The sequence below is a fragment of the Paracoccus mangrovi genome, from assembly GCF_042648425.1.
GTDB classification, from domain to species: Bacteria; Pseudomonadota; Alphaproteobacteria; order Rhodobacterales; family Rhodobacteraceae; genus Paracoccus; species Paracoccus mangrovi.
In genome coordinates, this window is sequence record NZ_JBHRXJ010000021.1 from 1 (window position 1) to 12556 (window position 12556).

Here is a 12556-nt window from a genome sequence, read left to right on the forward strand (position 1 = left end):
AGGACACGGCCCGCCTGGACGACGACGCGCGGCACGCGCGGCGCTTGGCCATTGACCGGCAGACGCAGGGATGCGTGGCGGACGAAACGAACAGAAAAGGTGTCGGGCCGGGGGTGAGCCGGGCTTGCCCGGTCGATCCCCTGGCCCGGCTTCAGATCATCCTGGACCGCGCACAAGCGCGGGCCTCACCCGGATTTTCTTCAGCTGTGCGGAAGATGTGCATGGGGCCGGTTGACCACAGGCTGACGCTCGATCCGTGATCGTCTCGCTTTCAGCCTGCAAGGGCTGCTGCGGAAATTCCTGGGGTCATTTCCTTGCCGCCTGGACAACCGGCCTGACGGGTCGCGATAAGTTATCCAGCCACAAAAGAGGCTGAAACAGTTATCGACATTGCCTGGATGCGCGACATTGCGTCAGCGGTCCCGCCCGAAGGGCCGAGATCGTCGGGGCAGGGCGGGCAGCACCGGCAGGTGTATGACTGGCTCGGAACGAGACGGGCAGACGCCAGCCGCAGGCGCCCGCATCGACCCGATCAGCTCGGGCGTCAGCCGGGGGCGCGGCCCGTAGGGTGACGCCCGATTAAGAGTGATTGCGGATCAGGGCATAGAGATGTTCAGCGGCATCGATGCCGTGTCTATCCCACAGATCAACGTGTTCGACGGGGATGCCCGTCGCCAGCTTGCGCTTCAGCATGGCATGACGTTCCTTATTGCGGCGATGAATCTGCCGCATTTCTGGGATTTTCAGCTTGGGATAGAGCTGGCAAAGCCCGGAATGGACGCAGAGTTCTTCTAGCCAGGCTTCGCCGGTATTGTCATCTTCAGGCAAGGTCTCATGCCGACCGAGGGCCTGAGCGGTGCAGTGCATGGCCTCATGAAAGATGGTGTCGGCAAGCTCGATATCGTTCGGATTGAGGCCGAGAATCAGATAGATGAGCGGCGGGTGCTTTTCAGAGAAGACGGCAATGCCGAGTCGACCGATGCTTTCAGACACTTTCTGATCGCGAAAATTGTCCACACGGATGGCATATCCGCTTTGGCCGATGGCTGCGACGGCGTTGCGGATCGCGGGAATCTGAAAATAGTCCGGATTAAAAGGAGTGCTTGCAGAAAGCATGTGTTCAATCCGTGCATCAAGGGCTGGGGCTGTCATGGCCATCCGACCTTTACTGCTTTTCGGGCAGGCATTTGACGATCAACCCGCGCGGATCTCCGATATCAGCGTGCAGGGCGGTAATACCAGCGGAGTAGGCCTCGCAGGCTTCAACGCTGGCGACCTCGACCGCTACTGTCTCGGGACTGATGTTTGTTGATGTGTTGGCGGTTGGCAGCAGCATGATGATGAGAAGGGCTTTCATGAAAATCTCCGTTTGAAGTTGGTTGTGCAGCTGAGAAAGGTCAGCACTAGGCTGGTGCCGGGAGACGAGGCATGTCGTCGTCTTCCGCCGACCAGTGCCAGGCGGGATAGACGCCATCCTTGGCGATCTCGACCAGCTCAGCCTCGGCTTCGGGCAGGATAGCCTCCGAAGGGCAGTAGAGCGCGGTGGGTGGCGAGGTGTCGAGCAGCACCGCATTGGCGATTGGCGCATCCACGCGCATGTTATAGCGCAGGCTCTTGGAAAAACGGCGATCGAGCATGGCGCCGATCAGGCGCAGTTCCCGATCATGGTCGAACGGAATCCATTGCTCTGTCACCGGCATGACGGCGATCTGGCGGATTTCGGCGTAATTGCCGCGCATACTGAAGGTCGCGATGATAATCGAATGTGCACCTTCAACGGCTTCCACGTCGCGGATCTTGTCGCCAGCGATCTTGTCGAACCGCTTGCACAGATCTTCATCCATGAAGAAGGCCATGTCGGGCAGATGCTTGAAGCGCATCCGCCGACCATATTGCGACGGCTCCATATCCTTCAGCTCGGCGACCAGGACGCCGAGTGGCATGGGCTTGCCCTTGACTGGCTGAAGGTGATGCAGGAAGCGCCGGCGCGCAGCGGCCAGTTCGTCTTTCTTGTCGACGGAGAACGGCGGAGGGACGAACAGGACCGACGACAGCGGCATGGATTTGGCGTTCGCGCGTTCGGCAGCGGCGATCAGTTCGCGATGAACGACGCGCCAGGATCGGCGGGCGAAGGCTGGCCTCCACATTGACAGTTCAGCAGCATCCCAAAGGAAATGCAGCAGGCCGAGAAGGCCGAGCTTGCTCGGGCTGGCCTCGGCCGTATCCGCCTCGCCGGCGCCCGCGCTCGGGACCGGTCCGCGACTGCCACGCACGGAAAGAGGAAAATCGAGCTTGATCGTGGTATCACCGCTGTCATCGGTGACGATGGCCTTGCCTTCGACCTGGCCGAGCCCGGACAGTTCCGGTGGCATGGCGAAGCTGTCGCAGGAAGGATCATGGACGTGTCCGGTGCCGGGCATCCTCTTCAGGTAATATTCGCCCTGAATTTTTGCGACATACATGAGAGGCGCGGAGGGCGAGCAAAGACAGACCGGGCGGGTCTTGTTCTGGTGGGCGGCTGCAAGAATTTGCTGCAAGTTGGCAGAGGCGGCGTCGAAAGTGTCGGGACCGAGCCGATAGCGGCTGTTGGCACCGGCAGAAGCAATTGAGGTCATGTCTACCTCTCATCAAAATGAACTGGTGTTGGTCGAGCGCCCCGTCCGCAGCGGTAAATTCGCATCGTGCGCCGCGCGCTGTCGATCATGTCAACCCTGGGCGTCTTTCGACGGAGCGAGAAATATGAACAAAACTCCGACTATGAAAAATATTGTTACAACCGGACCAGCAGCATACAAGATCAGCGATTGGATGATTGGCTTATCGACAGCGCCGCCGATCCCGTAAACGCCAGCGGCGACAAGACCACCGACCATCGCGATAACTAACCATAGTCCGCCATGGGGAGATAGCTTGAGAAACATCCAAGCTAGAAAACTCACGCCAACAAAGGCGATGAGGGAAATCGGGAACACCAATAGAAAGAAAAACTCCATTGCAGTCATGTCGGCCTCCTTGGGCGTCAGGTGGAAGATTGCCGATAGCGATATGCGGCGGCTTCGCCGTGCAGCTCGTCCGTCAGCACGTAGTCTGCAACCATCTGCCCGCCATCCCAGAGCGCCCAGACGTCACTGTTCACGCTGATGCGGGTGGCCTCAAGTCCGAAAAAATCGTGGTTGGTGTGGAGCATTTTACCCTCCGGCGATTGATGGAATGTGTCAGTGGTTCACGTCCTCGCCTGCAAAGTATCGCGGACGGCGAGCAAGTTCGGTGGCAATAAAATCCGCCGCAAAAAGCGGGAACCTCTTCTCAATTCTGCGCTGAAGGTTGAGCTTGCGCACCCGCGCCTTTGCCTTCGTGCTCCAACGCTTAACAGGGCGCTGCTCGATACACTCCCAGCCGATAGTCCAGCCTGTTCCTGGTGCGAAGTCGCTTCCTGGCCCGCTCATCTCCTGTATCTCTCTCGGAATTGGATACGGCTTGTCACACAAGATTGCCTTGACAATTCGAGGGCGCCCATCGGGCGGTGAGGTGAAGGGGTTTCCCCAAAACAGTCGGCAGCGCCAGTTCGCAGCCATTCGGTCCTCCTTTACCCTTGGCGTCAGTTGGAAAGGCTGACGATTACTGCGCCGATCACGATACCGGCACACACACTTAGTCCTACGCCGAGGGCAAGAATAGCGAGCCCCTTTGTCAGTCGCACCTCGGCCTTCAGTGCGGTGACCTCATCATTGATGTTCTTATCGGCCATGCTTTTCTCCGGCGTTTATGGAAGATCGGGCAGGATTGCCGATCCGCTTGCCTATCAACCTATCATTGCTGTATCATGGTGTCAATGATCCTACATTGACATTTAATGGAACAGCATGCAGTTTGGCTACATGACCACAAAATCGGCAGCCACGTCTATCAGGAAGCAGATCACCGCAATGCGCGCGGCAGGCTTCGACATGGACGATCCGCATGAGCGGGTTTTCAAGGATGACCGCGATTTCGCCATCACCGCCCTGACGCCCGGTGACGAGCTGGTCGTGGCCACCGCTGCCTGTCTGGGCACCGTCGCCAGCGACGTTCTGGGCGTTCTCCGTGCTGTGGCCGAACGTGGCGCGGTGATCCGTGTTTTGGATGATGATGTGCTGCTTTCCTTCACGCCGGAGACACAGGCCGCGCTTGATGTGGCCATGAAGGCCGACCACGAGAACCGCAAGGCGTCCATCGCCAAGATGCGCAAGGCCCGCGCTGAAAGCGGAAACCTGGGCGGCATTCCCCCTGTGGAATGGGGTCCGAAACAGGCTAAGATGCTCAAAGACATGCTGGCCGATGGCGTCAGCCGTCAGGATATGGCGAAGCGCCTGAAGGTCAGCGTTTCGACCCTGCAACGCAAGCTGCGCGAACTGCGCGCGGCTTCCAGATGAGGTGGAAGATATGAATATGAATCTGAGGGCACAAGCGCTAAATGCAGCAAACATCGCTGACAGGTTAACTTGGCAGACTCGCACAAAAATGGTGGACGGCGAGAAGGTCTTTGTCGTGCCTGCTGGCGAGGCAACTGCAATGAAAGAACAGTTGATCGCAATTTCACACGTCCTGAATGATATTGCTGATAATCAAGACGCTTCCAACTGAGGTGCACTTAAATGCGAAAAATGGTCCCGGTAGCTGCCATCCTTATCTTGTCCGCCTGCAGCACACAATTGTCACAGAGCGGCAAAAAGGTCAGGCAGATTTCGCTTCATGCGGCAGATAACTGTCAGTTTATTGGGTCGGTTACGGGTTCTGAAAGTATGGGAATCGATGAGGCTATGGACGTAGGCAGCGCGTTCAACAAGGTGCGCAATGCGGTAGCGCAGATGGGCGGGGATGCGTTCGTTGTGTCAGCCACGTCTACATCAATCTCATCAACAGTAGTTCAGGCCGATGCCTATCGTTGCAGCTCCTAGAAAGGTGCCCGAAAGAGCTGAGAGGAGATTTGATATGGAAGAAATTAGGGTAAGTCTTGCTGGGCTCGCGGTGATCATCGCCCGTCTTTCCGTTCTTGCTTCACCAATTTTGTTTCTGTTTGGATTGCAGGCGTTGCAGATCGTTCCCAAGCTTCAGGCGTGGCCTTATGGCATTGCCGTGATGGGCCTCCTGATGCTGCTCGGCATATACATGTCGTCACTGATCGAAATACGGCCAAGCCCAAAGGCTGGGGTCGACAAGGTCATTCCGAGATAGGCTACACCGGCAAAGAAAAAGGCCACCCGAGGGCGGCCCAAGTGAACCTTCGTCGCAGAAGGAAATCAGGAAAGCGGATCGACGATCCCCTTTCGTTCTCGTGCAGGATAGGCGCCGCGGTGGTCCACATCAATCGTATTGCCAGACGGCACGGGCCTGGACCGGCGCTGCGCTGCGCAGCAGTTCGCGCGTCCGGGCGCGGGCCTCTTCCTCGGCCTGTGCGGCACGGCGCGCAGCGTCCTTCTGTTTCGCGAATGGATCGCCGTGCAGGCCGTAAAACACCGGCGCAGCAGCGGTGAATGCGCGATCATAGGTTTCCAGCGAAAGACTGTTCCCGTTGATGACACGTCCAGCGATTCCGCGTGTGCTGATCTGGATATAGGCCATATGGAAGGTGCTGCGGGACAGTTCCACGGCTTCAACCCAGATATGGCGGGCAGGTTCGAAGCCCTGCGCTTCAAGCGCATCCGCCAGTGCCAGAACCATGCCGCCCGCGCCTGCGGCGGGTTCGGAAACGGTGATGAAACCCTGCGCCTCGATCTGTGCAGCCGCATCGCCAAGGCTCATTTCAGCCATCAGGCGACTGACCTCATAGGGCGTGAAAAACTGCCCGAGGCCGGCATCGAGCGCGCCGATCTCGGCCGCGACCTGGCCTATGAAGTCGATGCCGCCGCCGGCAATGGCCTTGATGGCGGTGGCCATCATTTCGGGCATCCGGCGCACATCGTCCTTATTCGGGAACCTGCCGACACAGGCCATATACTCGGCTTCCAGCCGGTCCTGTTGATCGGCGAAGGGCGAAGCGCGCTTGGCTAGGGCGCAATAGGCCATTTCGCAGAAGAGGCGGAAGATTTCGGTGCGGGTTTTCGAGCGGTCGAACTGGTCGAGGGCGCGCACGAATGCGGTCACGGCGGGATGGGCCATGTCAAAATCCTTGTCGGGATGGGGCAGGGGGCCGCGCCGTCAGGCGCGGCGCGCGGGCATCACTGATCGCGTGATGCGCTCAAGGCCAGCATGACGGCCGTCTTGCTGGCGGCCACGTCATTGCGGATCTGGTCATAGGGCTTCGACCAATCGACCGGCGTTTGCAGAAGCGCGTCCATGATCGCGAATGCGCCTTTCCGGGTGCGGCGATCACCGCCCCGCCCGCCGCCGATGCTCATGCCGGATGCGACATGAACCACCTGCCAGCGTTTGTGCTGCTTGAAAACGCCCAAACCTGACCGGCAATAGGCGGTCACGGTCTGATCGCCATAGAGGCTGTTTGGGATGGTGATCATCTGCCGTGCATGGGTCATTGTGTTGATCCTTGAATTTCGGGTGATGGGGTGACACCGCGCCCCTGGGCGCGGCGCGGGCAGGTCAGATGCGCGTCCAGTCGCGGGACATGATGCGGCCGATCTGGCAATCTTTGCCCGTCTCGACACAGGTAAAGAACGTCATTGCCCGGTGTGCGCCTGCGAAGCGTTCCTTGCGGACACGGAAGGTCTGGCCTTCGCTGCCATCGGCAAAGCGCAGGGGCGCCGCGAAGCGGATCGTATCGCCGGGTTTCAGGCGGCGATTGTTGCGCGCGGCGTTGTCTCGGCACCGCTTCCGCCATGCGAGGGCATACTCGGCGGTTGTCGGCGACAGCAGGTCCAGCAGCTTCGCCGGGGCCTCGGACTCCACGGGGCCGCTGGTTTCGTCCATATCCTTGTAGCCCCATTCGCCCCGTCCGGCGGTGGTCAGGAACACGGAGGCGAAGACATAACCGCCGGTCGCGTCAGTCTCGAATTGACCGGTCGGGTCCAGTCCGGTTTCCAGCCGCCCGGCGGCGGGGTCGGCACGAACGGCCGCATACCAGACGGCACCTTTGCGGCTGATCAGGACGGGAAAACCCCGTCCATTCTCGCTGTCCCATGTGCAAAGCCGGGCGATTTCATCGCGGATGCAGGCGGGGGTATCGGGATAGATGAGCCAGCCCATATCAGCCCCTCCGCGCGTTAAGGGCGAACAGGATCAGATCGCGCAGTTCTTCTAGCGGATGGGCGTCAGCGTCATCCGTGCGCGCATCCGCGTCGTCCTGATCGGGGATTTCATCCAGAATGCGCTGCGCCAGAAGGTCGACAAGATCGGGCAGGCGGGTATTGGCATAGGCATGGGACAGGTCGCGGTATTCGATCACCTCGCCGGTCAGATCAACGATCCGGGCAAGGATCTCGCCAATTTCGGCAGATGTGGCGTCATGGACGATCTGCCATTCCTCGGCCTCCCGGTGAAAGCCGTAGACCGACCAGAAGCTGTGTTCGCCGGGATCGCACACTTCGATGCTGCCGACCATGTTGCGGGCGGGTGACACGCGAAAGCCTGTGAAATCGAAGATGGTTGCGCCGGAGGGCAGGCCGTTGAAATTCTGCGCAAGCGCGCTTTCGTCGATCTGTTGGCCTGCCCGGCGATACTGAACGGCGCTGACCCATTTGCCAGCCTGCGCGGCCTTCTGACGCAACTCGTCCAGCGTGAAGGTGCCAAGATATTCTCCGGTGATATCGAATGCGGCCCAGAGGTTCAGCCAGCGGCCATCGTTACGGGTCAGACCATCAAAGTTATGAAACATGGTGATTTCCTTTTCTGCGACAGCGGCGGGGTCTTGTGCCCCTTTCCGCCAATGGGCGGACCTTCCTGCTCTGTTTTCTGAAAGGCCCATGCCTTTCGGAAAGCAGAGCGGGGAGGGCGCAGCCCTGCCCGCGGCCCTGCGGCTGACTGTCATGGCTCGGGAAGGCGGGGTTGGCGCGGCCCGCAGGCGAAGCCGAGGACACGGCCCGCCTGGACGACGACGCGCTTCGCGCGGCGCTTGGCCATTGACCGGCAGACGCAGGGATGCGTGGCGGACGAAACCAACAGAAAAGGTGTCGTGCCGGGGGTGAGCCGGGCTTGCCCGGTCGATTCCCCGGCCCGGCTTCAGATCATCGTGGACCGCGCGTCCCGCGCGGGCCTCACCCGGATCTTCCTCAACTGCGCGGAAAGGCTTGTCCCGTGCTCAGAAGTTGCCGATGATCATCCGATGACACTGACCCGACATTTCGCTTTCGCCGCAATCATCGCCATCACGGCATCGGCCGCCATCGGCGCGCAAACGCGCGTGGTGGATGGCGACACCTTCGACCTGGATGGCTTGCAGATCAGGATCAATGGCATCGATGCCCCGGAATTTGGGCAGCGGTGTGGTGATTGGGACTGTGGCCAGGACGCCCTTAACCGTCTTGATGCGCTGATTTCGGAAGGTGACGTGTCCTGCACGCCTCTCGATCAGGATCGCTATGGCCGAACGATCGCCAGGTGCAGCACAGGCGATCAGGATATTGGTGCGGTGCTGGTGGAAGAAGGGTTGGCATGGGCCTTTACCCGCTATTCTGTCGATTATGTCGAGGCAGAGGCTGTCGCACGCCAGGCGCATATCGGGATCTGGCAGGGTGACTATGAAGCCCCCTGGGACTATCGCGCACGAAAATGGGCCGAGGCAGCGCAGGCAGCGCCTGAAGGCTGCCCGATCAAGGGCAATATTTCGTCTGGCGGCAAGATTTATCACCCGCCTTGGTCGCCTTGGTATGGAAAGACCCGGATCAACACGTCAAAGGGTGAACGCTGGTTCTGTTCCGAGGATGAAGCCATTGCAGCAGGCTGGCGGGCGCCGGTCTGGCGCTGAATATTCCGATTACGAGGGTTAGGATGACGGTCGGTTTTATGCGGGATCAGTTTCACCCGACGCGCGCTGCGAAGAACTGGCCTTCCTATTCGGCAACCGCTGCGCGGCATGTTCGTGGGTGGGGCCAGCTGCCGACGATGGAGCAGTTGCAGAGCCTGCTGGATGCTCTCATCCAGCTCTATAATTCTGAAATAATGAAGGTTTCTTTCGATGATCGGCCACGCGGAAACAGCGTAATGATGGCTCACGGCGAGCTGGCGGTTCGCCTCGGTGGCCTGCACAGCGATGGGTTCAGCGTCTTTTCGATCGAGCCTGCCGTGCGCGACATGCTGAAGAAGACCTCGCTCGCCGGCGTTCGTCTTGGAGACCTCAAGCCACTCTTTCCGCGATTTTACGTCGGTTTCGAGGGTGGCACGGGGATATTCTTCGGGTCGGAAGAGCGTGAATCTGCATGGGAGGTTGATGGTGCCTATGTCGATCTGCGAAGTGTCGATCCGACAGACGGGCGTATCAGGGTAGAGGTTTGTCTGACGACGAAAGATCGTCTTTCGGCCTTGAAGCCCGGATATTTTGAACATTGGCCGCTTCAATGGGAACCGCATTATACTTTGAACATGATGGGGGCTGACGATCAGACCTTTGCCGAGGCGTTAGGCTTCGCCATCGACAGCGGAGAAATCACGCTCGAACTCGATGTGGATCGTGACGATGCATTCCGCGCCGGTATTGTCGATACGCAACCTGAAGCAATGGCCCACGGCATCGAATTGGTGGCCCCTGAAAGGTCGGGTTATGAACGATCCGCAGATTTCAACAAGCAAAATCTTGGTCCGGCGCGAGACGCCCTTGCGCTGGTTCTTGGTGTCTTATGTGCACTTTCAGACGAATCCGGCATGATGGAGCATCATGAAGATGTCTGGCCAAGCGATACGCCAACCCGGTCACTGGATAGCCTTCACGCCGCAAAAACGCCAAAGGCGCGGCGCAATGCTGCCGCAGACCTGAAGCGACAGGGGTTTTCCAGCGTTCGCCGGATCGTCCTGGGCGAAGATGTTCTTCGGCGGGCGTCTCGCGGCGGTGCAGATCACAATAATTCCGGACGAAGCGCCCATTGGCGTGCGGGACATTTCAGGCGGCAGAGACATGGCACAGGTCTGGAGCTGGTCAAGATCATCTGGATAATGCCGCAGTTCATCGGAACTGCGGGAGAAGATGGGCCAGCTGGTCGGCTCTATAAGGTTGTGAAGGGAACCGGCCGAGAATGAAGCTGTATCATCCCCGCTCGAAGAACCCCGGATGCGGCGCATTGATGCCGAACCTGATCGCTCCATCGCCAAAGCGGTTATTGATCTGATCGAGCGCCTTTGAAACCTGCTCGCCGCGCGTCAGTTCGGTTGGCGCGAGGGGAAGAAGCAAATCCCCCTGCCGCGCGGTCAGAAGATCAACATCGCCCAGATGGACGCCAAGGCTGATGATTGCGCCGGGCCGGGCGCTGCGCCAGAGGCGCACCCAAAGCGCACGGTGGAGCCGGAGAAAGATGGCTGTGTCCTGCGTCGGAAAGCAGCTGACGTTCCTCGCCCAGGTGCCGCCGGAGAGAAAACTGACCGTCAGGCTGAACCGCGCCGCAACGCGACCATCGCGGCGCAGCCTTGCGCTCGCCTTTTCGACCAGCCATCGGCCAACATGATAGGCGCGACCCGGATCACGGAACTCGGGTGCCAGCACCTTGCTGTTTCCGAAGCCGCCGCGTTCTGTGGCGATCAGCGGGATTTCCATGCCCTGTAACATCCGCACGAAGCGTTCGCCCTCAACGGATCGCCAGATCAGCCGGGCGTGGCGCGGATCGAGTGCATAGAGGCTCGGAATATCGAAGATGCGGGCGCGATAGAGCCGGGCCTTCATCGCTTCTGAAATCCCCGGTAGATCATCCAGAGACAGATGGGCGATGGCCTCGGGCATGTTGTCCGGGGATAGCCAGCGGCAACCATCCGGCTTTTCCAGCTTGCCTGCGATCTTGGCCAGCAGATGATTTGGCCCGATTCCGGCGGAAAACCGCAAGCAGATGCCGACCTCGGCCGCGACCGCCGCCTTTAGGCTGGTGACGAGATCGACAGCGCCGGAAAGGCTGCGGGCTTCGCCGGACAGGGCCAGCTGAAACTCATCGACGCTGCGGATATGGGTCAGTTCGGCATGGCGATCGAGCACATCCGCGACGGCCAGGTTGAAGCGGACATAAAGACGATGACGGGATGGCAGAAAGGTAATGCCAGGGCAGAGGCGGCGGGCATCACGCACGCTGGTGCCGGTTTTCACGCCGAAGGCCTTGGCCTCATAGGAGGCGGCAACACAGGCGCCTGATTCCGAATCAACGGCAGTGATCGCCACCGGCCGACCGCGCAGAGCCGGGTTGAGTTGCTGTTCGACGCTCGCGAAAAAGCTGTTCATGTCGAGATATAGGATGCGGAACGGACCCATGCGCTAAACCTGCCGGATGGTGTTTTCGGCTCCATGTTCTATTTTTGTTCCCATGGATCGCAAGCAGCAATTGAGAAACGTCGCGTTCGGCGGGGCCTGGTCGGAGCAGATCGCGGGCCGCGAGGCGATCACCGCTGCGATCGAAACCCTGAAGCGGGCCGCCGCCGGTGCCGCAAGCCGCGATCCTCGAACAGCCGAGGTCACCGCGGCGCTTGATTTGCTTTGCAAAAATCACCCAAAAGGCGACATATTGCGGGACGCATGGAGGCGTGGTGCGACCTGGGAGCCGGCGCCGCGCCGCATCCGCGAACTGGCCCGGATCGCCGATTTGCTGGCGGCGGGGCATGGAGACGGCAAGGCGAGGTCAGGCAATGTGCAATAAATACGCCAACACCCTGGAGCAGATCGTGATGCGGGAGTATTTCCGGGTAATGCGTGAGCATGATCGCTTAGGCAATGCCGAGCCTCTGCCCGCGATCTGGCCAAAATACGAGGCACCGGTGGTGCGGCTGACCCAGGAGGGTGATTGCGAGCTGGTGCGGATGCATTGGGGTTTTCTGACGCCCCAGGTCTCGAAAAAGACCGGCAAGCCGATCAAGCCGGCGGCCTGGAACAATGCGCGCGATGACAAGCTGCGGACGGCGCCGCTTTGGAAGGACAGTTTTCGGAATCGGCGCTGCCTGATCCCTGCCAGTGCCTTTTGCGAAACGAAGGGGCGCAGCCCCGCCATAGATGTGTGGTTCGGCGTCGGACAGGAAAGCAACCCGTCACCCTTTGCTTTTGCGGGTCTCTGGCGCGCGGGCCAACCCGGCGTCGATGGCGAGGAAGGCGGGTGGCTCACGCATACGATGGTGACGACGGTCGCGAACGACCTGGTGAAACCTGTTCATCCGTTGCGAATGCCAGTGATCCTCGATCCCGAGGATTACGACACCTGGCTCGAAGGAGACGACGACGCGGCCTTCGCTTTGCTGAAGCCCTATCCATCCGACCGGATGTTCGTGCTCCCGGATGGGTGAAGCATCGCGCAGGTTGTCCAGGCGGCAAGGAAATGACCCTGGGATTTTCCGCAGCAGCCCTTGCAGGCTGAAAGCGAGACGATCACGGATCGAGCGTCAGCCTGTGGTCAACCTGCGCTGTGAGCGTCAGCGGTAGATGGCGGACCGGCGCACAGATCAACTCTTT

The 12556-nt window shown here is 60.0% G+C and carries 21 protein-coding genes; 9 read left to right on the forward strand and 12 right to left on the reverse strand.

The window, feature by feature from the left end:
* On the forward strand, positions 1-260 hold a 260-nt coding region (locus ACFOMH_RS18645; protein WP_377746356.1), incomplete at its 5' end, for a hypothetical protein.
* 319 nt (positions 261-579) lie between these two features.
* Here ACFOMH_RS18645 and ACFOMH_RS18650 read toward each other — a convergent pair.
* The 7 genes from ACFOMH_RS18650 to ACFOMH_RS18680 all read right to left on the reverse strand — a co-directional run bounded on the left by ACFOMH_RS18650 (position 580) and on the right by ACFOMH_RS18680 (position 3748).
* Complete coding sequence (locus ACFOMH_RS18650) at positions 580-1158, reverse strand: hypothetical protein (RefSeq protein ID WP_377746358.1); 579 nt, start codon at positions 1156-1158, stop codon at positions 580-582.
* Between the two features lie 7 nt (positions 1159-1165).
* Positions 1166-1357, reverse strand: a complete 192-nt coding sequence (locus ACFOMH_RS18655; protein ID WP_377746360.1) for a hypothetical protein — start codon at positions 1355-1357, stop codon at positions 1166-1168.
* Positions 1358-1403: 46 nt separating this feature from the next.
* The gene (locus tag ACFOMH_RS18660) at positions 1404-2615 is read right to left on the reverse strand and encodes a DUF1173 family protein (RefSeq protein WP_377746361.1); all 1212 of its coding nucleotides are present in this window, start codon (positions 2613-2615) and stop codon (positions 1404-1406) included.
* A 90-nt stretch (positions 2616-2705) separates the two neighbouring features.
* On the reverse strand, positions 2706-3002 hold the full coding sequence (locus ACFOMH_RS18665) for a hypothetical protein (protein ID WP_377746363.1): 297 nt from the start codon (positions 3000-3002) through the stop codon (positions 2706-2708).
* A 17-nt stretch (positions 3003-3019) separates the two neighbouring features.
* The gene (locus ACFOMH_RS18670; protein ID WP_377746365.1) at positions 3020-3187 is read right to left on the reverse strand and encodes a hypothetical protein; all 168 of its coding nucleotides are present in this window, start codon (positions 3185-3187) and stop codon (positions 3020-3022) included.
* A gap of 28 nt (positions 3188-3215) precedes the next feature.
* A complete protein-coding gene (locus ACFOMH_RS18675; protein WP_377746367.1) occupies positions 3216-3575 on the reverse strand; it encodes a hypothetical protein in 360 nt (119 codons plus the stop codon).
* A gap of 23 nt (positions 3576-3598) precedes the next feature.
* Positions 3599-3748, reverse strand: coding sequence for a hypothetical protein (locus ACFOMH_RS18680; protein ID WP_377746369.1), 150 nt, complete (start codon positions 3746-3748; stop codon positions 3599-3601).
* Between the two features lie 115 nt (positions 3749-3863).
* On the opposite strand from ACFOMH_RS18680, the gene ACFOMH_RS18685 reads away from it, so the two are divergent.
* Genes ACFOMH_RS18685 through ACFOMH_RS18700 form a run of 4 tightly spaced genes read left to right on the forward strand, consistent with a single transcriptional unit; the run spans position 3864 to position 5214 of the window.
* Complete coding sequence (locus ACFOMH_RS18685; RefSeq protein WP_377746371.1) at positions 3864-4412, forward strand: helix-turn-helix domain-containing protein; 549 nt, start codon at positions 3864-3866, stop codon at positions 4410-4412.
* Positions 4413-4422: 10 nt separating this feature from the next.
* Positions 4423-4623 carry a hypothetical protein gene (locus tag ACFOMH_RS18690; RefSeq protein WP_377746372.1) on the forward strand — a complete coding sequence of 67 codons (201 nt, stop codon included), beginning with the start codon at positions 4423-4425 and terminating at the stop codon, positions 4621-4623.
* Positions 4624-4643: 20 nt separating this feature from the next.
* Complete coding sequence (locus ACFOMH_RS18695; RefSeq protein ID WP_377746475.1) at positions 4644-4937, forward strand: DUF4156 domain-containing protein; 294 nt, start codon at positions 4644-4646, stop codon at positions 4935-4937.
* 34 nt (positions 4938-4971) lie between these two features.
* Positions 4972-5214, forward strand: a complete 243-nt coding sequence (locus tag ACFOMH_RS18700) for a hypothetical protein (RefSeq protein WP_377746374.1) — start codon at positions 4972-4974, stop codon at positions 5212-5214.
* Between the two features lie 129 nt (positions 5215-5343).
* Here ACFOMH_RS18700 and ACFOMH_RS18705 read toward each other — a convergent pair whose 3' ends face one another.
* From ACFOMH_RS18705 to ACFOMH_RS18720, 4 genes are all read right to left on the reverse strand, one after another.
* Positions 5344-6138: an N-6 DNA methylase gene (locus tag ACFOMH_RS18705; protein WP_377746375.1), complete on the reverse strand. Its 795-nt coding sequence runs from the start codon at positions 6136-6138 to the stop codon at positions 5344-5346.
* Positions 6139-6197: 59 nt separating this feature from the next.
* The gene (locus tag ACFOMH_RS18710; RefSeq protein ID WP_377746377.1) at positions 6198-6512 is read right to left on the reverse strand and encodes a hypothetical protein; all 315 of its coding nucleotides are present in this window, start codon (positions 6510-6512) and stop codon (positions 6198-6200) included.
* Positions 6513-6576: 64 nt separating this feature from the next.
* Positions 6577-7179, reverse strand: a complete 603-nt coding sequence (locus tag ACFOMH_RS18715; RefSeq protein WP_377746379.1) for a DUF6927 domain-containing protein — start codon at positions 7177-7179, stop codon at positions 6577-6579.
* A gap of 1 nt (position 7180) precedes the next feature.
* On the reverse strand, positions 7181-7807 hold the full coding sequence (locus tag ACFOMH_RS18720) for a hypothetical protein (protein WP_377746381.1): 627 nt from the start codon (positions 7805-7807) through the stop codon (positions 7181-7183).
* A 267-nt stretch (positions 7808-8074) separates the two neighbouring features.
* On the opposite strand from ACFOMH_RS18720, the gene ACFOMH_RS18725 reads away from it, so the two are divergent.
* Together ACFOMH_RS18725 and ACFOMH_RS18730 are read left to right on the forward strand one after the other, a co-directional pair.
* A complete protein-coding gene (locus ACFOMH_RS18725) occupies positions 8075-8896 on the forward strand; it encodes a thermonuclease family protein (RefSeq protein WP_377746383.1) in 822 nt (273 codons plus the stop codon).
* Positions 8897-8919: 23 nt separating this feature from the next.
* Positions 8920-10161: a hypothetical protein gene (locus ACFOMH_RS18730; RefSeq protein ID WP_377746385.1), complete on the forward strand. Its 1242-nt coding sequence runs from the start codon at positions 8920-8922 to the stop codon at positions 10159-10161.
* Between the two features lie 7 nt (positions 10162-10168).
* Here ACFOMH_RS18730 and ACFOMH_RS18735 read toward each other — a convergent pair whose 3' ends face one another.
* A complete protein-coding gene (locus ACFOMH_RS18735) occupies positions 10169-11341 on the reverse strand; it encodes a DNA polymerase Y family protein (protein WP_377746387.1) in 1173 nt (390 codons plus the stop codon).
* An 82-nt stretch (positions 11342-11423) separates the two neighbouring features.
* Here ACFOMH_RS18735 and ACFOMH_RS18740 point away from each other — a divergent pair, with 82 nt between their 5' ends.
* Positions 11424-11753: a hypothetical protein gene (locus ACFOMH_RS18740; RefSeq protein WP_377746388.1), complete on the forward strand. Its 330-nt coding sequence runs from the start codon at positions 11424-11426 to the stop codon at positions 11751-11753.
* Entirely contained in the window at positions 11743-12390 is a 648-nt protein-coding gene (locus ACFOMH_RS18745; RefSeq protein WP_377746389.1) for an SOS response-associated peptidase, read from the forward strand. The genes ACFOMH_RS18740 and ACFOMH_RS18745 overlap by 11 nt, the downstream gene beginning before the upstream one ends.
* The last annotated feature ends 166 nt before the right edge of the window (positions 12391-12556 follow it).